Genomic DNA, 23,580 nt, shown 5'->3' with positions numbered 1-23,580 from the left:
TTATAGTTTTTGAGTGAATATTACTTGTGAACCATCATCAGTTGCTTTTTCAATCTTTACTGACTGTACATTTTCAGAATAAGAAAACCTGGCACTGAATTCAGTATTTTGAAGGGAAGCTTTATGTCTTGATATTCCTTCTTTTTCATACACCTCCAGTTCAGGATTAAAAGGATCTTTCACAAGTTGTTTTCCTACTTCTTTCCCATCAGCTCCTGCTAATGTAATCACAAGATCACCCTTACGGATGTTGCTTCTTTCAAATGGAGGCATATGTTTTAATCTGCCATCTGCAATTTTAGTACTCTGCAGAGTAATTTTTGCATTTCCAGACTGATCTTTATCTGCCTTGAAAAACAAATAAATAATCCGTTCGCTCTTCGTTGTCAAAGTTTCCGAACGCTTATTATGAACTAAATTATTTCTCTCCTGAACACCAAAAAAGAGAAAAACAGGAACGATAAATACGTTAAATACATTTTTCATGATCATTTTTATTTAAAGATATTAAAATTTTAAACATAAACTAAAATCATTGTCAATACTTTTTCCATTTAAAAAACATAGAAAGTTGCTATCTTTGAAGCAATGATTTCAGAGAAAATAATTTTAGGAATTGACCCGGGGACAACAGTAATGGGATTTGGTATCATCTCCGTAAAAAAAGGAAAAATGGAGATGGTTTCTATTCACGAGCTCATCTTAAAAAAATATCCCAATCACGAAACCAAGCTGAAGTATATTTTTGAAAGAACCCTTTCTCTTATTGATGAGTTTCACCCTGATGAAGTTGCTCTTGAAGCTCCTTTCTATGGAAAAAACGTTCAGAGTATGCTGAAACTGGGCCGTGCTCAGGGCGTTGCTATGGCCGCCAGTCTTTACCGAAATATCCCGATTACAGAGTATTCTCCAAAAAAAATCAAAATGGCGATCACCGGAAACGGAAACGCCAGTAAGGAACAAGTAGCAGGAATGCTTCAAAACCTTCTTAAATTAAAGGAATTCCCTACAAAATATTTGGATGCTTCCGATGGTCTTGCCGTAGCAGTATGTCATCATTTTAATTCAGGAACAATAACCGATACGAAATCCTATTCCGGATGGGAAAGCTTCCTGAAACAAAATCCGGACAGATTGAAATAGTTTTCCAATTCTTCTTGCTCGTTTTCAAAATAAAAATTAACCCTCTAAAAAGCAACACCTTACATAAACACAGACAATTACTTGGTAAAACATAATACTATCTTTTACATTGGTATGATTTTTAGTACTACCTTTGTATAAATTTTCAGTTATGAAAACAAACCAACAAACTATAAATCAAGGGACTCATAAAATAAACTGGTTCCAAAAGTTTCTGATGGTATGTTCAGGCGGGAACATCCATATTTTAAGAAAGACTCCAAGTGAATGGAATAAGTTTTCCGGCATTGGAGGTATTGTCCTTTTCACTGCAGTATTCGCCACTTTGTCTGCAGGCTATGCGATGTATACAGTATTCGATAATATCTGGGCAGCTGTAGGATTTGGAATTCTGTGGGGTCTGATGATATTCAACCTTGACCGTTATATTGTTTCTTCCATCAAAAAAACGGGAACATGGTGGAATCAGATTTTAATGGCTATTCCACGTCTTATCCTTGCTACATTCCTGGGAATTATTATTTCCAAACCTTTAGAACTTAAAATTTTTGAAAAGGAGGTCAACAAACAGCTGAATACTATTATTCAAAGAAATAAAAAACAGCTTCAGGGTGAAATGAACGGCAGGATTCTTCAACAAAGTGGTCCATTTGAAACAGAAAAGCAGCAGATTTCAGGGAAAATTGCTCAGTACCAACAGTCTTATGATTCTGCTTCCGTAGAGCTTGAAAAAGAGATTCTGGGTAAACAATCTGGATTAACCAGTGGAAAAGAAGGTTATGGGCCCAATGCAAAACGTAAGCAGCAACTGAAGGAGCAGCGCAGACTGGATCTGGAAAATTACCAGAAACAGGCAGCTCCCAGACTGGAATATCTGGATAAAGAAATATCCAAGGTATACACGAATCTGGAAACGGAAAGAAAATCTACAGAAACTTTTGAAGATAAGTTCAATGGCTTTGCAGCAAGACTTCAGGCGTTGGATGAGCTTGGTAAAAATTCTGCCATTATCGGACTTGCAGCCGCTTTTATCATGGGATTGTTTATCTGTCTTGAAATTTCTCCGGTTCTGGTAAAACTGATCTCTCATATAGGACCATACGATTATCTTTTAGAAAAAACAGAAAACGATTTCAGATTGTATTCCAAAGAAAAAATTGAAAAAGGAAATGCTCTGACCGATTTCAGAATTGATGATTTTAAAGATAATCTGAAAAATTAAAATGATCATTCCCTAGAGCATCCACTTCCAAACATTAGAGAAAAAATCTATAATAAATTATTTTTCAATAAATAAAATCTAACCTTTTGCTATATAGCGAAAGGTTTTTCTTTTAATAAGGTATTTTATGTAAAATATTTTCTAATTTTATACTACTTAAAATTCTTGCTATCATGAAAAACTTAATTTTTGCATGTACACTGCTGATAGGCAGTGCATTTGCTCCTGCCCTAAAAGCACAGGCATCAGAACCATTTTTAGGGCAAATAGCCTTTGTACCTTATAATTTTGCTCCAAAATATTGGGCAGAATGTAATGGGCAACTTCTGCCCATCGCGCAAAATCAAGCACTTTTTTCATTGCTGGGAACTACTTATGGAGGAAACGGAACCACTACATTTGCTTTACCTGACATGAGAGGAAGAGTACTCGTTCATAACGGACAAGCTCCGGGAGGGCCAACGAACTACACTATGGGAGAAATCGGCGGAACCGAAAGTGTAACATTACTGATAACACAAATGCCGGCTCATAACCACACAATAAATGCGGTAACAGCGGAAGGAAATCAAAACTCACCTACCAACAGCCTTCCCGCAGACACCAAAACGCTTGACAAAGAATATTCCGACGCCGCGGCTAATACTACGATGAAAAACACAATGGTAGGAAACACCGGAGGAAGTCAGCCTCATGAAAACAGACCTCCTTTTATTACCCTGAAATGCATCATTGCATTGGCAGGAGTCTTTCCATCACAAAACTAATCGTTATGAAAATTCTTTACTTATTATGTCTTGCTATGGGAAGCTCAGCTTTCACGCAGACAATAACTTTCAGCGGATGTCCAAATCTGTTTGACAGCCCGCCTAATACGTACGTCTTTAACAAAACCGGGGTAGATGCCTTCAGTAAGAACATCTATATGACTACTCCTGTTGATGGCGGGCAGGATTGTAGTGGATTAGGTACCTGCGAATTTAAAATTCAATGGAACAACGCTCTTACAAGATGGGAATTTCTCGGTGATGAAGGAAACGGAACTTTTACAGCTCCTTATCTGATTTATTACAACTCCACAGGTAACAATTCTGTCCCGATACCTCCGGGTAACAATATTGGAACCTGGGTTGAAAATACAACAATGACTAACGGACAATGCGGGGGAAACCTTACTGCGGTCAATTCCACTATGACAGGTGATGTACAGACTTCAACATTGGGGACTTCGGAACTTTCAAAAGGCAAAATTCAGATCTTCCCTAATCCTGTTACCGATTTTATAAATATTTCCGGTATTGACAACGGGCTATCTTTCCAGATTTACACTATTGACGGACGTCTTGTAAAATCGGAAATGTTTGATTCCAGGATTGATGTTTCAAAGCTGGTTCCTGGTGGATATGTATTAAAAATAAATACCCGAAATTTTCAAACGCATCAATTTAAATTCGTGAAAAAATAGAGCATTATTGTATTTTAAGAAATTAATTACTAAAGCTTTCGGAATTTCCGGAAGCTTTAATTTTTCATGGTAAGGAACATTTTTTGTATCAATCAGAATATGCCATCAAGTGTTGTACATCATTTCATTTATTTCCCGGATACTGAAATATTACGAATTATATATCAGTCAGGAGCGGTTTATGATTATTTTAAAGTTCCGTCTGACATTATTGAAAAGTTTAAGGAGGCAAGATCCAAAGGGCAATTTTTAAATAAAGTGATCAAGCCCAGATTTAAATACATGAAGATTGAATAAAAAAATGTCCCCATTGAAATGGAGACATTTAGATTTATTTAAATGATGATCAGTTTATTTAATAATCAGTTTAGAAGACTTGCTGTCTTTTCCATTAGAAACCTGAATCATATAAACTCCTTTTTCTAATTGCTGGTCTACTTTGAAAACGCCATTTCCTTCTTCAGTTACAGATGGGCTTGATACCAATCTTCCTGACATATCAGAAATAGATACTTTTAGGTTTTTACCATTTTTAGCTTTAATGAAGATTTTATCTCCGGTTGCTACCGGGTTAGGATAAACTGTTAAATCACCATTATCGGCTTTCACTTCACTTGTTCCCAAGTTGGTAACAAATTTCACAGTATAATCTTCAACCTGCCCATATTTTAATTGTCCACAAGGTGTCATGTTGGTATTCTCATCATCTACAAGAACTCTCATTCTTAGTGGAGTATTCAATACTACTGAAGCAGGAGCTGTAATCGTAGTACTGTAAGTACCAATTAAAGTAACTGGATCTGCAATAATATTATCCGCTGAACCTACAAGCTCAGAAGCTTCAAAGGTTCCGTTATTGTTATAATCGATCCACACTCTTATATCATTATTTGAATCTGATACATTCACCTGAAGGTTATGAGTTCCCGTAGCAGAAAGTTCAGTTGATGTTGCTCTTAAGCAGCTAGCTCCTGTATAATCTTCATAGAAATTAGCAGCACTTTGCCAATATCCTGTTGATGCATTATTAATATTTCCAAGTTTCACTAAAGTAGGGCCTACGAAATAGTTACTTGGTGTAGTAATACCTGTTGGATTACATGCCGCAGCAATAGGAGTTCCAATAGCTGCTCCAGCAGACGGAGCTGTTGCTCCCAGTGAAGTACTTAGCCCTCCTTTCATCAGGAAGAAATAAAGAGCTGCTCTATCATGCTGTCCATTGGTAAATTTAAATGCTGATGGATTTGTGTAGTTCATCATATTATACTGTACTCCCTGATAATTTACCCCTGAACAATAATTCATATCATTATTGGTAGGTGCCGGATCGTTCAGCAAACTTCTTGATCTTTCTGTATCACAAACCTGGTCATCATCATTCTCACAGTTACCAGTGGTTGGTGGGCAGAAATTAGTAGTAGTATCTCCTTGTGGTGCATCCGGGTTTACATTTCCAAAAGTATGAAGTAATCCCATACTATGTCCAAATTCGTGTGCAAGAGTAATATCATCCTGTAGTGTAACTACAAAAGATTTCATAAAGGATTCATAAGAAGAATCAGGGTTCTGAGGTAATCCTGCCCATCCCATGATACCATATGTACCGCCACCATCTACTTTATTCATAATATAGATGTTGAAGTAAGATGCTTCCGGCCAGTGTGGAGCAATAGTTTTTACTTGTGCTGTAGTAACTCCGTTAGCGCCATTACGTTTTACTCCATAAGTATCATATCCTGTAAGACTTCCTCCGTTATATCGAACAATCCCTGTAGTGGCATTACAGTTAGGGTCTCTTTTAGCCAATACCAGTTTAATCGGCATTGTGGCAGCACTACCAAAATCTGCCGGAACTCCCTGAGTCCACTGGTAAGTCCCTGCATACATTTGATTACAGTGATCCAACCAAGCCTGAATCTGTGCATCACTCTTATTGTAAGCAGTACCAATAGCCGCACCAGTAGGTGTTATTACGTGTACTACTACAGGAATTTCATAAACTCCGTTTACAATTTTGTATGCACTTGCATTTTTAGCAGTCGTATTTTGGTTACCGCTAATAATTTTGTTACGGATATTGCGAATCATTTGATCAATTTCCGCATTCTGTTTTTGGTGTACTCTCTGTTCGTTATCAAAGTCACACCAATCTTTTTTTTGCTGTGCAGATACTGAAAGGGATAGTAACAAAGCCCCACAAAGGATAGTTTTCTTCATTTTACTAATTTAAAAAATTAAACAATTTACAAATTTACTGCGTTTACATACCTACCTGTGATATTCACAGCTAAAAACAAGCAATAAAATTAAAATTTCATTACAGTTAGTAGAAAAAACTTAACTATTGTTACATTTAAATTGAAAATAAAATTAACATCAAACCAATTAGGAGTAAATTTATTTACAATATAATCAATAAACAAATAAAAATATACATAAATAGATAATTCTAAAAATCGGAAATTTAAAATTAACATCCTATTAATCAAACCATTAAAACAAAATCATAAAATAAAAAAACCGCACAAATTGTGCGGTTTTTCATATTTAAAATGAATTATAATTTTACAAAGAATAATTCGGAGCTTCCTGTGTAATAATTACATCGTGCGGGTGAGATTCTTTCAATCCGCTTCCGGTAATCATAACCAATTTTGAATCTCTTTGTAGCGTTTCAATATCTTTTGCACCACAGTATCCCATTCCGGCTCTCAAACCTCCTGTCAACTGGAAAATAACATCTTCCAGTTTTCCTTTATGCGGAACTCTTCCTTCAATTCCTTCCGGAACGAATTTTTTAGCTTCACTTTGGAAATATCTTTCTTTACCACCTCTCTTCATTGCTGAAAGGCTTCCCATACCCTGGTAAGATTTGAATTTTCTTCCCTGGAAAATAATTTCCTCTCCCGGAGCTTCATCTGTACCTGCTAAAAGTGAACCTAACATTACAGCACCTGCACCGCTGGCGATAGCTTTTACAATGTCTCCGGAAAGTTTGATACCTCCGTCACCAATTACTGCTACATTTTGAGATTTAGCATATTCGTAAACATTATAAATGGCAGATAGCTGAGGAACTCCTACTCCGGCAACCACTCTGGTTGTACAGATCGATCCGGGTCCTACACCTACTTTCAATACGTTTGCTCCTGCTGCAATAAGATCTTTTGCGGCATCTGCTGTTACAATATTCCCTCCTACAATATCAAGGTTAGGATATGCTTTTCTGATCTCTGAAATTTTATCTAAAACTCCTTTTGAATGGCCATGTGCAGAATCAATTGCTACAATATCAACTCCTGCCTGTACTAAAGCCTCAATTCTCGTTAATGTATCTTCTCCTACTCCTACTCCTGCTCCTACGATAAGACGACCATTTTCATCTTTATTAGCATTAGGATATTCCAACTGATTATCGATATCCTTGATGGTAATTAGACCTACAAGTTTATTATCTTTATCTACGATAGGAAGTTTTTCAACTCTGTTTTTAAGAAGAATTTCTTTAGCTTTTTCAAGGTTGGTATCTTTATCTGAAGTGATCAGATTATCTTTGGTCATAATCTCTTCTACTTTCATATCAAGATTTTCCTGATATTTTACATCTCTGTTCGTAATAATTCCGATCAGGACATTATCGGGATCTACTACCGGAAGACCGGAAATCTTATACCTTGACATAAGATCTTTAGCTTCACCTAAAGTATGATCTTTAGATAGAGTAACTGGATCAGAGATCATTCCGTTTTCGGAACGTTTCACACGGTTTACCTGAGCTGCCTGCTCAGCGATTGTCATGTTTTTGTGGATAAATCCTAACCCTCCGACTCTTGCTAAAGCAATTGCCAGATCAGCTTCAGTAACAGTGTCCATCGCAGCGGAAACTATCGGAACATTCAGCGTGATTTTGTCGGTAAGTCTTGATTTTAATGAAACCTGGTTAGGTAAAACTTCTGAATAAGAAGGGACTAGAAGAACGTCATCGAAAGTGATGGCTGTCTCTACAATTTTGTTATGAATAGACATCTTTACTTTCTTTGCAAAATTAGGTTATTTTAGTGAGATATGAAAATCCTTTTTGATAGTTTAAATAAAAATTAATAATCAATAACTTAAATCAAAAAACCGTCCTTTTGTCAGAACGGTTACGGTACAAAATAATTGAATGAGTATGAAACTACTTTATATATATGTTAAATATGAACATTGAAGGTCTATTTGACGAGGTTTTCAGTTTCATCCGGTTTGAATGTTTGAAAGAGTATGATTATTTATCAGAAACAGAATTAACCATTTTTGAAATATCACTGGCAGTAAAGTTTCCTTTCACATCTACGAATACTATGTCATTTTTCTTGGAGCCTACTGTAATCAGCAGATTTTTAATGGTCTCCCCATCCTGTTTTACTCTGATGTTGATATCATCTCCGTCATGTTTTATACTGGCCCACTCTTCATAATGATTATGATTCAAAAACTGAGCGTAGTCATCAAGCATTTCCTCATTTCCATTGGTTACAGTAAGAACCTTTATTTTGGAAGCTTTCTTCACCAGATCTATGGTCTCTTCACTTTCTCCTTCTTCTCTCAAGGCTTTCTTAATATAAGACTTAGCCAAAACCATGGGTACATTAATACTTGCAAACTGTGCTCCCTTGAAGTCATATTTTGAATTCTGAAAAAAATCTATGTTCGGTTTTTCTGAAACAATACATGATTGAAGCATAGCCACTGTCAAGATAGCGAGGAAAATGTTTTTAAGAGTCTTCATAGTTTAGTTTTTTATTTGATTTGTCTCAAGCTTCCTCCTGAAATTTTGTCCACTTTAGCATCCAGCTCAGGGTTCCCTTTCAGTTTTACATCGGCTCCTGAAGAAACACTTACTTTTAACTTGTCTGTAACAAGTAAAGAAATACTTGCTCCTGAGGTAGATTCTACTACTGCTGTTGCGATTTTAAGATCATCAGCTCTACAAGAAGCTCCGCTGCTGACATCAATTACGGCAGAGGCTGCCTCTCCTGATAAGCTAATACTTGCTCCGCTGGAAGTATCTAATGCCAGCTTTGGTGTTTTAATATCAATATCTATTACCGAACCTGAGTTTACTGCTATGGCAGCATTTTCATTCAATTTGAATGTCCCTTTAATAATAGAACCAGATTCTGCTTCGATTGCAAGGCTGCTTTCTGTAACAGGATTCACTGCTGTAAAGACACTTCCTGACGATGTTTTTATAGCACTGATACCGGGTGCTGAAACATTAACATTAAGGTTTTTAAATCTCAGATTTCGAACTCCTTTATTATCCACATATATTTTCAGCACTCCGTTTTCCACTTTGGTGATTACATATTGAAGTTTATCTGCATCTGCAATCACTTTTACACTCCTGCTATTTTCCTGCTTGAAGGTAACATTTACTCCCACACTGGCATCTATTTTTGAAAACTCACCAACATTTCTGTTATCACCATTCAAGTAAGAAGATGTATTTCCTGATGTAAGGTCACTTCTTACCGAGCTTGTCACAGAAGAGGTAATTGTTTCGCCGGAATTAATGATTTTGTTAACATCCGACAGTTTCATTTTTCCATTCAGAATAAAAATGATATTTTCTTCTTTGGAGTCTACATTGAACACCAGATTTTCAAGATAGTTATCTTTTTCATCTTCAGCCAGGAATTTCATAGAAGTTCCATCACTGCTCATAGACATCAGCTCGTTAAAGTTTAATGATTTTAAGGCATCGTTTATTCTCGCCGTTTTATCCTCGTTCATTTTTATATTGGCAAGATTCTCATCTTTTAAACGATCCGGAAAGGTAATTTTAGGGATAATTAAAATTTTAAGTCCATCTACATCGTTCAGAATCGGTTTTATTTTTCCGATATAAGCATCATCTACATCAATGGTATTCAGTAGCTTGAACATCGGTTTTTTAATATTGATGGATGTCACTCTTCCCTTTCTTTCAAAATCCTGAAAAAGCTTGTCTAATTTCTCAGTCTGTGCAGAATAAGTTGCAAAGCTGCTTAGCATTACGGCTATTATAAAAAATATTTTTTTCATGGGATTGTTCTGATTTTTAGTATTCGCTGTCAAGATTTTCATTTTTTTGAGAAGATGCTACTGTTTTTTTAAATTCGTTTCCTAATTTCATAAAGGAATATTTGGCAACATCTATGGCTTCTTTTTCACTGCTGATTCTTTTGCCGTTTACAATAACATATGAGTCATCGTATGCAGAAGCAGAGTCATTTATATCTCTACTGTTCCGGTAGGAAGAATTATCCACATATCTAGGTTTTCTTTCCTTTTTAAGTCTTCCTCTTTTTGGCAGAATTTCGTCCATAACATCTTTTTCTGCCATCGGGTTGTCCTGAAAAACAGAATCTTTTTTCACCCCGGAAATAGAGTCTGTATGATTCACTGCAACCTGTTCCTGATGATCGCTGTTTTCTTCAATAAATCCGGATTTCTGTTTTAAGATTTCATCTTTTACCAGTTTTTCTCTGTCCTGGGCATCTGCTGCCCTGGAATTATTATAATTAAGAAATAAGCCGATACCAAAAACCACCATTACACTGGCGGCCATCCAGAACCATTTCGGAAAAGAGGGTTTCTTTTTTTCCAATGGTATAATAGGGGCCATATTCTGTTCAGGTTCCGCACCTTCTGCAGTCTGAAGAAAGTCTTCAAAACTCCAGTCCATTTTTTCTTCCTTAATTTCCCGGAAGACTTCGTTGTATTTATCTTGTAATTGATCTTTTTTCATAGCTCATCAGTTGTGAGATTTGTTCTTTTACTTTTTGTCTCGCACGCATCAGGTTTACCCTTACTGCATTTTCCTCCATTTCCAGCATTTCAGAAATTTCGGAAACATCATACTCTTCTACATCTTTCAAGTGGATGACCATCTTTTGTTTTTCGGGGAGCTGATTGATAAATCCTACAATATGTTCCTTAAGGTTATCAACTTCCATACTGTAAAGCTCCGAGCGATGAAGCTGCATATCCGCAAAGCCGATCTTTACATCATGATGCTTCAGGCGGTTCAGGCATTCGTTCCGGACAGACTTCAGCGCATAGGATTTAAAATTCCCGAATTGCTCAAGCTCATCCCTCTTCTGCCAAAACTTCATCATGAGATCCTGTACTACATCTTCCGCTTCATCACTGCTCATGACAAACCGCTTCGCAAAACGATACATCTCGTCTTTGAGAATAAACACCGTATTCTTGAAAGTTTCTTGGGTCATGAGTTTTGTTTCTTATAGGTAAGACAATTGCCATTACTTATCTATTACATCAAAAATAAAAAAACTTTGAAAAATTCTGATATTTTTTATTTTCAACCCAGGACTGCCTGAGTAAAGCTACTCCAAAATCACACATTTACCTTTCGGAAAGGAAGTATACATAAGGAAATCCGTAATGTTTCACCATAGTATTTTGATTTATTATTCACACATTTGTCGAATTATAAAAGTTTTATATATTTAACATCATAAAAACTAAATGCCAGTGATGAAAAAAGCTATTTTACGGCTATGCTTTCTGCTTACCATTCTGTCTACCTTATGGTGCTGCCGGAATGAAGAATTCTCTACAGAAGATTCTTCTCAACAACGCTCTTATAATTCTTCAGCGAGATTTGCATCAAAGAGTTTCTGGAAGGAAGACGAAGTGTACATCCATAAGGTACAGCAGGTATTTATGAAAGTAGCCAATATGGAGCACGTAAAAAACAGATATGGTGATCTGTACTGGGATTATGCCATGACTTTCGGCCAATTTGGAGAAAGCTATCTTTTGGTACCTGTAGTAAAAGATAACAGAGTGGTTTTGCTGATGGAAGCTGTAAGAGAAGGAAATAAAATCTATTTTTTTGAAAAAGAAGACAAAGGTAAAATTGATTTCTTCCATGCTGTTATTTTTTCCAAGATTACCGATTATGGAGAAAAAACAGATTCTCAAAACTCAACCTCGTCCAGAAACACCCCCGTTTTTCAGTGTAACACCAGATGGATAACCATAGGATGCACAGACAAAGAACCTAATTGCACCCCGTATACAACATCAGAAACGGTTTGCAAATGGATACCTGGCACAACACCCAAAACATTTGATCCTATTGGGATGGATGACGGAGGTGGGAGTGGTAATGGTTATGAGTACCCAGACCCACCAGAAGAGAAAAATCCTTGTGAAAAGACGAAAAATCTATTAGAAAGCCAGAAAATCAAAAATATTACCGAGGATTTAAAAAGTCATATGGCCAATGGTACGGGAGAAAAAGGTTGGCGGGATAACAAAACAGGTGTCCCCACACAGACTAGCCAAAATAGCGGACACAGTGTAAACTTTGGAAATCCTTCTACTATGAATGGAGGTTACCATAATCATACCGGTACTGGAGTAAACATTTTTTCTGCAACCGACATTTCTACCTTAATTGAAATAGCAAGATATCAGAATGTAGGAAATGTAGGAAATGGATATATGGGAATAATGGCTCCAGCTGGCATACATTATGTAATGTATTTTAACGGGAGCCATGGGGATTTACCCCCATATGGGAATTATAGTGAAAGTCAGTTGAAAAATTGGAATACCCAGCAATGGGATGATTATTTAAATATGGTTGGTGATAATAGTATTTCACCAAATCAAATACTTGAACAAATATTCTTATTTACTTTGAAAAAAATGGGATTACAAAATAAAGTTACTTTGCAAAAAATAGAAGATAATAAAGCTTATACAATAACTCAAAATTCAGATGGAACTACAACACCTGTTCCATGTAATAATTGAAAAACAAAATAGTATTATGAAACAAATTATTTATATACTCACATTATTTATTTTCTCTTGTAAGGCACAACAGCCAGTATATCCACTAAATACTTCAGCATCTAAATTAGCTTCAAATGCATACTTTAAAGATTTAAATAACGAACTAAACTATTATACTGGAACCTGGAAAGCTACTTTTCAAGATAACGCTATAACCCTACAGATATCAAAACAAATAAAAGCTCCAATAGAGCTTTTTGGAAAAAATTTTTACAGGGATCAATTATTTACCAGATATGAAGTTAGAAAAAATGGAGTAATATTAGAAAGTACTTTAAATAAAGATTTTACAAATGATACAGGATTTTCTGTAAGAAGTGCTTACACACTGGATAGCGGAAATAGTGTTACTTTACTTTTTTCAGGAGGAAATTGTAACGTAGGAATAGGTACTGTTGTATTAAAGAAGATAAATTCTACTCAGCTTTCTTGGGGATATTATCCTGGAACCACTACCAGAAATGATATTACTTGTCCTACCGATAAAGATTATACAATTTATCTCCCTGAAACAAAGGATTTAATTTTTACAAAACAGTAATATTCCAGTTTAATAATATCACAAATAATGAGAGCTTTACTACTTTTTCTTATTTTTTCATCTACATTTTCATCTTCTCAGGTCATTAAAGATTCAATTTTGGGGAAACCTAAATTCGTAAAAGAAAATGTCATTTTTCTGGATAATTCCGGTCCCTATACATTTATGAATGGAGACGATGAATATGGTCACGCAACAAAAATGACTCCTGAAAATTTAAGAAAAAGCATGGAAGGCTCCTGGTTTGAAACCTATTTTTGCAGATATACTAATAACGAAACTTATTATAATAGAAACCGGAAAATTGTAAAAGAAATATGGTATTACAGATCAGGAGATACTGTTGATCTTTATAATTATCACTATGATCATTTAAACAGATTAACAATAAAAAAATCACAAAATAGATATTCAGATATTGCTTCTCATTATTTTTACGAAAAAGATAATAAAACCCCAAAATTTGCAGAATCCTATTACAAAAGAAAAAATGTTATAGAAAAATTTATAGTTAATTATGAAAGTTACGAACCCTTATTTGTTACAGAGTTTGATAGCATAACAAAAACAGACAGTATTTTTGCCATTACAAATGATATTTGGAAAAAAGTAGGGGAACGTTCCTACACCGAAGGCAAAGATTCCATTTATCATAAAAAATTAAGCCGTGTAAAAATCTATAATAACGACTTTAAAACAATTGAGGAGAAATTTTTTGATTATAAAAGTGATTATCAAAATAAAAAAATATCCTTAAACGGACATTATAAATATGAATATGATGGGTTTAGAAACTTAGTAAAGCAAACAGGATTCAAAAATGGGAAAATATCTTCATCCGTTGTATTTGAGAATGGAAAAAAAGTGAGGGAAGAAGAGATTAATGATAATGGAACAACACAATCTACTGTATATATTTATACTAAGGATCAAAAACTGGAGAGACAGACCATGTATTATAATGATAAAATTATATTTGAAAGAAGCTTTAAATATAAAGGTAATTATATCACCAATATGACTTACCTTAATAAAATCGGGATGGAAGATAAAAACATAGTTCCTAAATTAATAACTTTCAAATATAAGTTTGACAAACAAAAAAACTGGATAGAAATGATTAAGAATGTGGACGGAAAAGATCTTTATAAATGGGTGAGAGAAATTGAATATTATTGATATCTGGATAGTTTACAGTTATTATACTCAAACTAAAAATAAACCCCTCAAAAAAATTCTGAGGGGTTTATTTTTAGTTAATACGTATCAAAAATATGTTTCAGAATCGCTTTATCTTCTTCTGTTAAAGCAACTTTTCTTCTCGCCATAGCTCTTTCTGCGACTTCATATACTTTATCAAGTTTGAATCTTTCATCATCCTTCAGTCCGCCCCATGAAAAGTTTTCCACAAGGTTAGGGGGAAAACCCGGTTTGAAAATATTGGATGCAACTCCTACTACTGTTCCTGTATTCAGCTGGGTATTGATGGCTGTTTTGGAATGATCTCCCATAATCAGACCTGCAAACTGTAATCCTGTATCTTCGAATGCTTTTGTTCTGTAGTTCCAGAATTTTACGCTACCATAATTATTTTTCATGTTGGAAGAATTGGTATCCGCTCCGAAATTACACCATTCCCCAATCACAGAATTCCCTACAAAGCCTTCGTGTCCTTTACTGGAGTATCCGAAGATAATGATATTATTTACTTCTCCACCTACTTTACAGTGAGGGCCGATGGTGGTAGCTCCGTAAATTTTAGCGCCAAGGTTGAATTTGGAATCATCACAAAGCGCAATTGGTCCGCGAAGATGACAGCCTTCCATGATCTCAGTATTTTTCCCGATGTAAATTTTTCCGGTTTTAGTATTCAGGGTAGAAAATTCAATTTCGGCACCTTCTTCAATGAACAGATCTTTTTTATCTCCTAAAAAGCCATTGGTAGACGATAGCTCTTGTGAAGCTCTTCCTGTAGTCAATAATTCAAAATCAAAATCAATCGCCAGGTGATTATAAGAAAAAAGATCTTTCGGTCTTTTGAAAAAAACAAGTTCTTCCTTAATATCGGTCATTTTTTCAATCTGGTTCAGAGAAAAACCTTTCATATTGATTTTAGCAGCGATCAGTTCGTCTTCATAAACCAATGCTTCTCCCTGCTTAAGGTCTTTAATCTGTTGAATTACAGTTTCTGTGGGAAGGAAATTAGGAACTAAAAAAAGACTTTCTTTTTCCTCCGGGCTTTTAAATTTATTCTGAAGATACATTTCTGTGAAGTAGGCTACCTCAGTATTTTCAAGGATTTTCTGCCAACGTTCTGAGAATGTAAGAATTCCGCATCGCATCGCTGCAACCGGTCGTGTAAAAGTAAGCGGAAGAAAGTCTTCCCAATATTGTGCGTCTGAAAATACTAACTGCATCATTCAGTTTTTAAGTTTAAGGTTTATGTTCAAGGTCAACAAATTTACAATAAAAAAAGTCTCCCAAAAATTGGAAGACTTTAATATTTTAAATGTATAAAAATTACTTAGCGAATTTTTTATACTTGTTCATGAACTTATCAACTCTACCTGCAGTGTCAACTAGTTTTACTTTACCAGTGTAGAAAGGGTGAGAAGTTGAAGAGATTTCCATTTTGATTAGAGGATACTCTTGTCCTTCATACTCGATAGTGTCTTTTGTTTCTGCAGTAGACTTGCAAAGAAACACCTCGTCGTTACTCATATCTTTGAAAACAACAAGTCTATAATTTTCTGGGTGGATTCCGTTTTTCATAATACTATTTTTAAAAAAATTAAGTTTGCTTTCGAAATAGTAATGGATATTTCTCTGCTAAATTTTAGGTTGCAAAAATACAACATTTTTTCTAAATTCCAAATACTGAATTCAATATTTTTTTATAGATAAGAAATTCAAAGTATTTTCGTTAAATTTGGAACTTACTTAAACTTTAATTTCAATGAAATTCAAATTATTACTGGCTTTTTCCTTCTGGATGTTACTTGTAGCAGTATCATGTAATAAAGATGATATAACGTTTGACAGTCCTTCACAGGAACTCCGTTTCTCAAGAGATACGGTATTTTGTGATACAGTATATCATCAGGTACGTTCAGAAACTTACGTTGTGAAAGTATATAATAATGAAGATAAGGACATTATGATTCCAAGAGTGAACCTTGAAAAAGGAGCTTCTTCATTATATAGGATCAATGTAGATGGAAAACCGGGATATGATTTTAAAAATGTTCCTTTAAGAAAGAAAGACAGCCTTTATATTTTTGTTGAAATTGCCCCGGAAGCTACCGGACCGGAAGCTATTGCAGAAGACAAAGTTCTTTTCACCAGCCCAACCGGACAACAACATGTGACTTTATTTTCTGTGGTTCAGGATGCTGAATTTTTCATCCAGACCCCTGGCAACCCGAATGTAATTACCAGTTCCACCACATGGAATAACAATAAAGCAAAGATCATCTACGGAAATCTTACCATCAATCCAAGTGTAACCCTTGATATCAATGCCGGAACTAAGGTTTATTTTCACAAAAACAGTGGAATGAAAGTATCTTCCGGAGCGGTCTTGAATATTAACGGAACTCAGGCAGATCAGGTTATTCTTCGTGGTGACAGAAATGATCCTTATTATGATACAATTCCTAAAAACTGGAATTCTATTAAAATGGAAGCCAATTCTACCCTTAAGATGAACCATGCGAGGCTTTTCGGAGGTACGAGAGGATTGGATATGAAGCAAACCAATGCTACCATTACCAATTCATTCATCCATACTTTCTTTGAATATGGAATTTATGCTGTAGGTTCTACAGTAAATGCGAACAATCTTGTAATGAACAACTGTGGTTTATCATGTGTCGGGATTTTCCTGGGTGGAAAACACAGCTATACTCATGCTACGATCGCGAATTACTCCAAGACGATGAGCTCTTTTGACAGAACAGGAATTTTTGCCGCCAATGAATGGAAAAATGATGCAGGGCAATCGCAGCAAGGAGCCTTACAGCAGCTTGACATCAAAAACAGTATTGTCTATTCTGACAGAGATGATGCTATTCATTTTGAGCAAACCCCAGGACAGCAGTTTGAATTTTTACTTCAAAATTCATTAATCAAATATACCAGTGCCACCGGAGCAGGTTTCACTTTTGACAACAATCCGAATGTGATACAAACGGTAAAAAACGTAGAGCCTCAGTTTGTCAATTATTTTATGGCAAAAATGAATTTAAGAGTAAAACCGGGTTCACCAGCTCTTGGAAAAGGAAATACAGCTGTAGCAGCAACAGTACCTTTTGATATTGTGAATGTATCAAGAACTGCCAACCCAACTTTAGGAGCTTATCAATAATGGAAATTACCCAGTTACAACAGCAGGTAGATGAATGGATCAAAACCATTGGGGTAAGATACTTTAACGAACTTACCAATATGGCGATGCTGACAGAAGAAGTAGGTGAAGTAGCAAGAATCATTGCCAGAAGATATGGTGAACAAAGCGAAAAGGAAAGTGACAAGAATAAAGATCTTGGTGAAGAACTGGCAGATGTGCTTTTTGTAACGTTATGTTTAGCCAATCAAACCGGAGTCAACCTACAGGACGCTTTTGACAGAAAAATGAAAATTAAAACTGACCGGGATAAAGACCGGCATCAGAACAACGAAAAATTGAAATAATGATAAATGATGAGTTATAAATAATACATCAATTTGTAACTCATTATTTTTTAAGATAATGCAGATCATAATGAAGCTAGAAAAATCAAAATTATCAGGAGATAAAACAGTACAGATCAGCGGTTCGAAAAGTATTTCGAATCGTTTATTGATTCTGGAAAGCCTGTTCAGCAATATAAAAATCGGAAATCTATCCAATTCCCAGGATACTCAACTGTTAAAAAAAGCTTTATCTGAGGATACTGAAGTGGTAGACATTCATCATGCGGGAACGGCTATGCGTTTTCTTACTTCTTATTATTCTATTCAGGAAGGTAAAACGACAATTCTTACCGGTTCCGGGAGAATGAAAGAAAGACCTATCAAAAATCTGGTAAGTGCTTTGAGGGATCTTGGAGTGGAAATTGAATATATGGAGAACGAAGGTTTTCCCCCTTTAAAAATTACAGGAAGAAAGATTACTGAGACGTCCGTGAATGTTCCATCCAATATCTCAAGCCAGTTTATCACTTCCCTGCTTCTTGTTGCAGGAAAACTTGAGAATGGATTGGTGATTAACCTTGTGGGAGAAGTGACTTCAAGATCGTATATTGAAATGACCCTTGATATTCTGACAAAGTTTGGAATCCAAAGCAGTTTTGAAGGGAATACTATCAAAGTAGAACCTTTCACTCCTGACAATCCCGCAGTAGTACATTATGAGGTGGAAAGCGACTGGAGCTCGGCTTCTTACTTCTACTCTATCTGTGCATTGGGAAGAAAAACGATTCACCTGAAAAGTTTTTATAAAGAGTCAACGCAGGGAGATTCTGCAAGTGCTGACATCTACGAAAAGTTCTTCGGAATTAAAACTACATTCTCTGAAGATGAGCATAAATTAACACTTGAACCTCAGCCAGATTTTTCTTTCCCGGAAAAAATTGTGCTGGATATGAATGACTGTCCTGATATTGCACAGACACTTTGTGTAACAGCAGCCGCTTTAAAAATCCCTTTTGAGATTTCAGGACTGGGAACCTTAAGAGTAAAAGAAACCGACAGGCTTCTTGCCTTATATAATGAACTGCAAAAACTAGGTACTGAAACAGAAATTACAGATCAGACGATTAAATCAATCAGTTTTGGAGAGCCACAGGGCCATATTTCTATTAAGACCTATCAGGATCACAGAATGGCCATGAGTTTTGCACCATTTTGTCTGATCAGCGAGCTCAATATTGAAGATGAAGATGTAGTGGAAAAGTCTTATCCAATGTTCTGGAAAGATCTTGAAAGCATACTATCCCATTAATTTAATACTATAAAATGTGGTAATTTGAAGAATAATTTTTATTTCGGATTACCACATTTTTACAATGAAGTTGTTTAAGAAGGATTGAAGAAATAAAGTATAGTTAAGATGAATCATTCTGATTTTCAAGCTTAAACGCGAAGCTCATCTTACTACTCTCAACACTTTAATACAAATCTTACTGTTTCAAAAACAAAAGTTTAAACAAGTTGAATATAATAATGATGAAAACTTTCTTTTCCTTTTTGCTTGTTTTATCTGTTTCGAGTTTATCTGCCCAGAAGCTGAAAAATTTTTCGGTTCCGAAAGGCTATACTCAGATTGCAGAAGCCAAAGGCGATCTTGACAAAGATGGAAAAGATGAAACAGTCCTCATATTTAATACGAATATAAAAGCATCAGACGAGCAGAACCCGGAAGGTACAAGTGATTATAAAAGGGTTTTCTATATTCTGAAAAAGGAAAACAACGGCCTGAAAGTATGGAAAGAAAATTCCGAGATCATTTTTTCTAGCGGATTCGGATTTTATCCTTCCGATAATACTCTTACAATCGATATAAAAAATAACTGTCTTATTATCGAACAGCTGTTTTTTACCAATTCAAGGCATACCCAGCAATATAAGCATACGTTCAGATTTCAGAACGGGGATTTTTATCTGATAGGTTTATACGATCATTTTGAAGATACCTGTGATTTCAGTTTTACGAATGAGATCAATTTTTCTACAGGCCAGGTGATTGTTGACAGAGAATATTCATCCTGTGATGATGATACCAAAGTACCAGAAAACTCTCATAAAGAATTTACTCATCAATTCCCGGCTCTTATTAAAATGAATGATTTCTTTATCGGAGACCACAAGTTCAGGCTTCCCGGTTTGAAAGAGGATTTTGTGTTTTAAGAGAGACTTCTATCTGGAAAAAGCTATATCTTTTAAAAATGCAAAAAAAAACAGTTCTATAGTTCTATTTAAAGAAAGCAAAGAAGGTGACAATGTCGATAATGAAGCTTAATTGCTATGCATTCGCTTAGAAAAAATCAATTTATTGATTTCATTTTTGCTTCCTCAATTTTAAGAATAGAAAATAATCTTTGCGTTAATAAAAATCGTCTTATTTCTTCTAGCTTCCATCATCCAACTCCCTGACTTTATACCAACTTAATTATCTCTTAAAGTTAAATTAACTCCTCGTGTTTTGATATATTCTTATTTTTAAGCTACCTTAAAAAATAAAAAACTATGTTCAAACAAAACATGAAACGCTTTACAGCCATTACTCTTGGAGTTGTTACTGCGTCTATCTTTTTTTCGTGTTCAAATGACAGCATGATGGAAAGAGATTCTAATGAGAATCCTAGGGCTTCTTTAGCAAAAACAAGTAATAAGGCTTCATTATTACCTGTTGCCCTGAATAACTGGATGTCTGGTCTTCAGGATAATATTTCCCTTTCAAAAATCTCCATTCCCGGAACTCATGATTCAGGAGCACGTGTAGATGCCCCCGTGGTATCGGGTACGGCTAAAACCCAAGACCTCAGCATTGCGGAGCAACTTAATGCAGGAGTCCGTTTTCTGGATATACGTTGCAGACATATTGACAATGCTTTCACTATTCATCACGGAGCAATTTACCAAAACCTGAACTTTGATGATGTTTTAAATGCATGCTATACATTCCTTCAAAACAATCCGTCTGAAACCATTATTATGTCTGTAAAGGAAGAATATGATGCTTCCAACACGACCAGAAGTTTTGAACAGACCTTTGACGCTTATGTACAGAAAAATCCTTCTAAGTGGGATCTTGGAGCAAACATTCCTACACTGGGTTCTGTTAGGGGAAAGATCAAATTACTAAGAAGATTCTCTTCAGGAACAACCAAAGGAATCAACGCCTCACCATGGGCAGACAATACTACTTTTGATATCAACAATTCCGGGGTACAGTTGAAAGTGCAGGATTATTATAAAGTAACTAATAATGACGATAAGTGGAATGGGATTTCCAGCCTTCTTAATGAAGCTAAAAATGATACAAACGGTAAGCTTTTCGTGAATTTCACGAGCGGTTATAAGCCGGGAATTTTTGGAATCCCAAGTATTCCTACGGTATCCAACAATATTAATCCAAGGCTTAAAACATTCTTCCAGACGAATACTCAGGGATCATTCGGAATAATGCCAATTGATTTTGTGAATACTGAGCTTTCTCAATTGATCGTTAACACCAATTTCTAAATTATTATTTGTTAGATTTATTCAAAGGCTGTTTCTCTTGTTGAGACAGCCTTTTTGAATTTTGTTCTGCTTTTTCTCTCCCGCAGATTTTGCAGATAACGCCGATTACCATAAATATCTGCTTAATCTGTTAAATCCGCAGGAGCTCTAAATTAATTCATAAAAAAAGACTGCTTCGAAAACGAAACAATCTCTCTTTGTAAAAGTAAAAGTATAATTAAAAGCTATTTCTTAATTCCGTAAGCAGCCAGTATTTTGTTGAAGATCTCCGTATTTTCAAACAATCCTGTGAATTCTTTTGAATTCGGCCCGTAAGCAAAAACACTTGACGGAATAGAGGTATGATCATTCGTACTGAAATTTCCAAAAATCCAGCCTTCTTTCAGGCTTCCGTCTAAAAGGGTTAAACCTCCTGTTTCATGATCTCCCACCACAATCACTAAAGTTTCTTTATTCTCATCAGCAAATTTCATCGCCTTCCCTACAACATGATCAAAATCCAGCAATTCTGTAACCAGTTGTTCTATATTATTGCTATGGCCACCGCCATCCGTCTGGGAGGCTTCAATCATCATAAAGAATCCCTTTTCATTATTTTTTAAATCATTCAAAGTAAGATCAAATGCATCAGAAAGCCAGTTTCCTCTTCCATTAGTTACTCTTTGCGAAGCTAAAGGATCAATAACTAAAGTACGGTTGCTGATTTTCGTTACAGATTTAAGATTCTGATACAAATCAATTTTCGCTTCTTTAAATTTCTGGATATTTCCCTGAGACAATCCACTGGTAGGACCTCCGATCAGAATTTTTGTTTTTGAAGCTGCAAAATCTTTCAGAATAGGTTCCGAACTGTTTCTGTTATCTGAATGCGCATAGAAATCAGCAGGTGTAGCATCTGTAACATCTCCGGTGGAAATAAGACCTGAAGTCATCCCTTTTTCAGCAATAATATCAGGAATTTGTGCCAGTGCTTTCCCCATAGTATCAACTCCAACAAAAGTATTTTTAGTTTTCACTCCTGTTGCAAATGCTGTAGAGCCAGGTGCTGAATCTGTAATGTAAGCGTTGGATGAGTTGGTTTTGGAAAGCCCCGTGGATTTCATGTTGAAAACATTCAGTTTCCCTTTGTTGGCTGTAAAGGCAGCATAATATTGTGGCAGAGAAGTTCCATCTGGTATAAGGAGGATAACATTCTTTACTTTTTTAGTTACTCCATCTGATGCATAAGTCGGTTTATATGTGCTGTATTCTTTTGTATTTTTATAAAAGTTTCTTGGAATAGAGTTCATGAATTTTTTAAGATCCGGAATATGATCGGTATTGATATAATCCACGCCCATATCCATAAAATTCACCCATGCATTCGGGAAGTCCGGTGCTCCATAAAAACGAACAGGTTTCTGCTGCGCATGAGCTTTGTCAACCGCACTTTTAATTTTTGTAGTTTCCTCATCTCTTGGAATTCCTTTGCCGTTCCATTTTACCAATCCGGGAAGATCTGCGCTGAACATTCCTACTCTTTTTAACTGATCTGTAGAATAATTTTTATCCAGATCTCCATCAAAATAAAGATAGCTTGGATAATTTTTAAAATCTTCAGGCTGAGGTCTTCCTCCGGTGATCACAATTTTTATTCCTGAATTATCCGTTATTTCCGGATATTTTTTTAAGGTACTAACCAAAGCATCCAGTGATGTTTTATAATCCTGCTTAATATCGATAAGCAACTGAAGTTTCTTACCAGCGTCAGGATAGATATTCCCTTTGTTGATTTTAATCTGTTTTGAAATATTATCGAGATAAAGATTTTCCAGCGTTCTGTCTGCAGAAAGTTCCTTTTCAGTATGAGCAACCCAAAGCTTTCCCTTTACCAGAAAAACATCTGCCTCAATGGAACCGAAGTTAGCATAATAAGCCTGCCAAAAGGGAATTTCCTGCATATAATCATTATGCGAATGCGCATTCCCTACATTATAATTTAAATAATTCTGTGCCTGGTTTTCAGAAAAAACAGCCAGGGCCAATACAGCCCATATTTTTGATAGTTTCATTCGTATATCATTATTATTTTATAGGTCAAAATGAAACGACCTATCTCCATACCTTTGAAAAAACTATATCACC

Annotated in this window: 23 protein-coding genes; 13 read left to right on the top strand and 10 right to left on the bottom strand. The window is 35.5% G+C overall.

All coding sequences use genetic code 11. The features are described 5' to 3' along the window. The gene (locus tag FB551_RS22770) at nt 1–486 is read right to left on the bottom strand and encodes a hypothetical protein (RefSeq protein WP_142019029.1); all 486 of its coding nucleotides are present in this window, start codon (nt 484–486) and stop codon (nt 1–3) included. A 102-nt stretch (nt 487–588) separates the two neighbouring features. On the opposite strand from FB551_RS22770, the gene ruvC reads away from it, so the two are divergent. From ruvC to FB551_RS22745, 5 genes are all read left to right on the top strand, one after another. Beyond that, complete coding sequence (gene ruvC, locus FB551_RS22765; RefSeq protein WP_047435701.1) at nt 589–1,143, top strand: crossover junction endodeoxyribonuclease RuvC; 555 nt, start codon at nt 589–591, stop codon at nt 1,141–1,143. Nucleotides 1,144–1,294: 151 nt separating this feature from the next. After that, complete coding sequence (locus FB551_RS22760; protein ID WP_047435704.1) at nt 1,295–2,365, top strand: DUF4407 domain-containing protein; 1,071 nt, start codon at nt 1,295–1,297, stop codon at nt 2,363–2,365. A 173-nt stretch (nt 2,366–2,538) separates the two neighbouring features. Further along, a complete protein-coding gene (locus FB551_RS22755) occupies nt 2,539–3,132 on the top strand; it encodes a phage tail protein (RefSeq protein WP_082002042.1) in 594 nt (197 codons plus the stop codon). A gap of 5 nt (nt 3,133–3,137) precedes the next feature. After that, entirely contained in the window at nt 3,138–3,830 is a 693-nt protein-coding gene (locus tag FB551_RS22750; protein ID WP_142019028.1) for a T9SS type A sorting domain-containing protein, read from the top strand. 66 nt (nt 3,831–3,896) lie between these two features. Next, a complete protein-coding gene (locus tag FB551_RS22745; RefSeq protein WP_310024930.1) occupies nt 3,897–4,127 on the top strand; it encodes a KTSC domain-containing protein in 231 nt (76 codons plus the stop codon). Nucleotides 4,128–4,181: 54 nt separating this feature from the next. Here the strand turns inward: FB551_RS22745 and FB551_RS22740 are convergent, their stop codons facing one another. The 6 genes from FB551_RS22740 to FB551_RS22715 form a co-directional block, all read right to left on the bottom strand. Beyond that, complete coding sequence (locus tag FB551_RS22740) at nt 4,182–6,047, bottom strand: GEVED domain-containing protein (RefSeq protein WP_142019027.1); 1,866 nt, start codon at nt 6,045–6,047, stop codon at nt 4,182–4,184. A gap of 348 nt (nt 6,048–6,395) precedes the next feature. Beyond that, the gene (gene guaB / locus FB551_RS22735) at nt 6,396–7,856 is read right to left on the bottom strand and encodes an IMP dehydrogenase (protein WP_047435716.1); all 1,461 of its coding nucleotides are present in this window, start codon (nt 7,854–7,856) and stop codon (nt 6,396–6,398) included. A 241-nt stretch (nt 7,857–8,097) separates the two neighbouring features. Further along, a complete protein-coding gene (locus FB551_RS22730; RefSeq protein ID WP_142019026.1) occupies nt 8,098–8,601 on the bottom strand; it encodes a DUF4252 domain-containing protein in 504 nt (167 codons plus the stop codon). 11 nt (nt 8,602–8,612) lie between these two features. Continuing rightward, nucleotides 8,613–9,899 carry a DUF4252 domain-containing protein gene (locus FB551_RS22725; protein ID WP_226798774.1) on the bottom strand — a complete coding sequence of 429 codons (1,287 nt, stop codon included), beginning with the start codon at nt 9,897–9,899 and terminating at the stop codon, nt 8,613–8,615. Nucleotides 9,900–9,915: 16 nt separating this feature from the next. After that, a complete protein-coding gene (locus tag FB551_RS22720) occupies nt 9,916–10,605 on the bottom strand; it encodes a hypothetical protein (protein WP_142019025.1) in 690 nt (229 codons plus the stop codon). Then, the gene (locus tag FB551_RS22715; RefSeq protein WP_002976192.1) at nt 10,580–11,089 is read right to left on the bottom strand and encodes an RNA polymerase sigma factor; all 510 of its coding nucleotides are present in this window, start codon (nt 11,087–11,089) and stop codon (nt 10,580–10,582) included. Before FB551_RS22715 ends, FB551_RS22720 begins: the two co-directional genes overlap by 26 nt. Before the next feature lie 268 nt (nt 11,090–11,357). On the opposite strand from FB551_RS22715, the gene FB551_RS22710 reads away from it, so the two are divergent. The 3 genes from FB551_RS22710 to FB551_RS22700 are packed head-to-tail and all read left to right on the top strand — an operon-like array spanning nt 11,358 to nt 14,409. Beyond that, a complete protein-coding gene (locus FB551_RS22710) occupies nt 11,358–12,647 on the top strand; it encodes a tumor necrosis factor receptor family protein (RefSeq protein ID WP_142019024.1) in 1,290 nt (429 codons plus the stop codon). A 16-nt stretch (nt 12,648–12,663) separates the two neighbouring features. After that, a complete protein-coding gene (locus FB551_RS22705; RefSeq protein WP_142019023.1) occupies nt 12,664–13,230 on the top strand; it encodes a DUF6705 family protein in 567 nt (188 codons plus the stop codon). A gap of 27 nt (nt 13,231–13,257) precedes the next feature. After that, nucleotides 13,258–14,409, top strand: a complete 1,152-nt coding sequence (locus FB551_RS22700; protein ID WP_142019022.1) for a hypothetical protein — start codon at nt 13,258–13,260, stop codon at nt 14,407–14,409. 77 nt (nt 14,410–14,486) lie between these two features. On the opposite strand, the gene FB551_RS22695 is transcribed toward FB551_RS22700, so the two are convergent. Then, nucleotides 14,487–15,647 (bottom strand): GlmU family protein, encoded by a 1,161-nt coding sequence (locus tag FB551_RS22695; RefSeq protein WP_185150231.1) that lies wholly within the window; start codon nt 15,645–15,647, stop codon nt 14,487–14,489. Between the two features lie 103 nt (nt 15,648–15,750). Beyond that, nucleotides 15,751–16,002, bottom strand: coding sequence for a type B 50S ribosomal protein L31 (locus FB551_RS22690; RefSeq protein WP_002976190.1), 252 nt, complete (start codon nt 16,000–16,002; stop codon nt 15,751–15,753). Between the two features lie 184 nt (nt 16,003–16,186). On the opposite strand from FB551_RS22690, the gene FB551_RS22685 reads away from it, so the two are divergent. The 5 genes from FB551_RS22685 to FB551_RS22665 all read left to right on the top strand — a co-directional run bounded on the left by FB551_RS22685 (nt 16,187) and on the right by FB551_RS22665 (nt 21,456). Further along, complete coding sequence (locus tag FB551_RS22685; protein ID WP_142019020.1) at nt 16,187–17,596, top strand: hypothetical protein; 1,410 nt, start codon at nt 16,187–16,189, stop codon at nt 17,594–17,596. Then, complete coding sequence (locus FB551_RS22680; RefSeq protein WP_034692883.1) at nt 17,596–17,922, top strand: nucleotide pyrophosphohydrolase; 327 nt, start codon at nt 17,596–17,598, stop codon at nt 17,920–17,922. Before FB551_RS22685 ends, FB551_RS22680 begins: the two co-directional genes overlap by 1 nt. A 70-nt stretch (nt 17,923–17,992) precedes the next feature. Beyond that, nucleotides 17,993–19,213, top strand: coding sequence for a 3-phosphoshikimate 1-carboxyvinyltransferase (locus tag FB551_RS22675; protein WP_142019019.1), 1,221 nt, complete (start codon nt 17,993–17,995; stop codon nt 19,211–19,213). A gap of 221 nt (nt 19,214–19,434) precedes the next feature. Then, entirely contained in the window at nt 19,435–20,118 is a 684-nt protein-coding gene (locus FB551_RS22670) for a hypothetical protein (protein WP_142019018.1), read from the top strand. 339 nt (nt 20,119–20,457) lie between these two features. Continuing rightward, nucleotides 20,458–21,456 carry a phosphatidylinositol-specific phospholipase C gene (locus FB551_RS22665; RefSeq protein WP_142019017.1) on the top strand — a complete coding sequence of 333 codons (999 nt, stop codon included), beginning with the start codon at nt 20,458–20,460 and terminating at the stop codon, nt 21,454–21,456. A 224-nt stretch (nt 21,457–21,680) separates the two neighbouring features. Here FB551_RS22665 and FB551_RS22660 read toward each other — a convergent pair whose 3' ends face one another. Further along, nucleotides 21,681–23,507 carry an alkaline phosphatase gene (locus FB551_RS22660; RefSeq protein WP_142019016.1) on the bottom strand — a complete coding sequence of 609 codons (1,827 nt, stop codon included), beginning with the start codon at nt 23,505–23,507 and terminating at the stop codon, nt 21,681–21,683. Nucleotides 23,508–23,580 lie beyond the last annotated feature (73 nt).

It is taken from the genome of Chryseobacterium aquifrigidense (assembly GCF_006716485.1).
Classification (GTDB): Bacteria; Bacteroidota; Bacteroidia; order Flavobacteriales; family Weeksellaceae; genus Chryseobacterium; species Chryseobacterium vietnamense.
The sequence above is the reverse complement of the archived record's forward strand: the minus strand, read 5'-3'. Positions and strand labels throughout refer to the sequence as shown.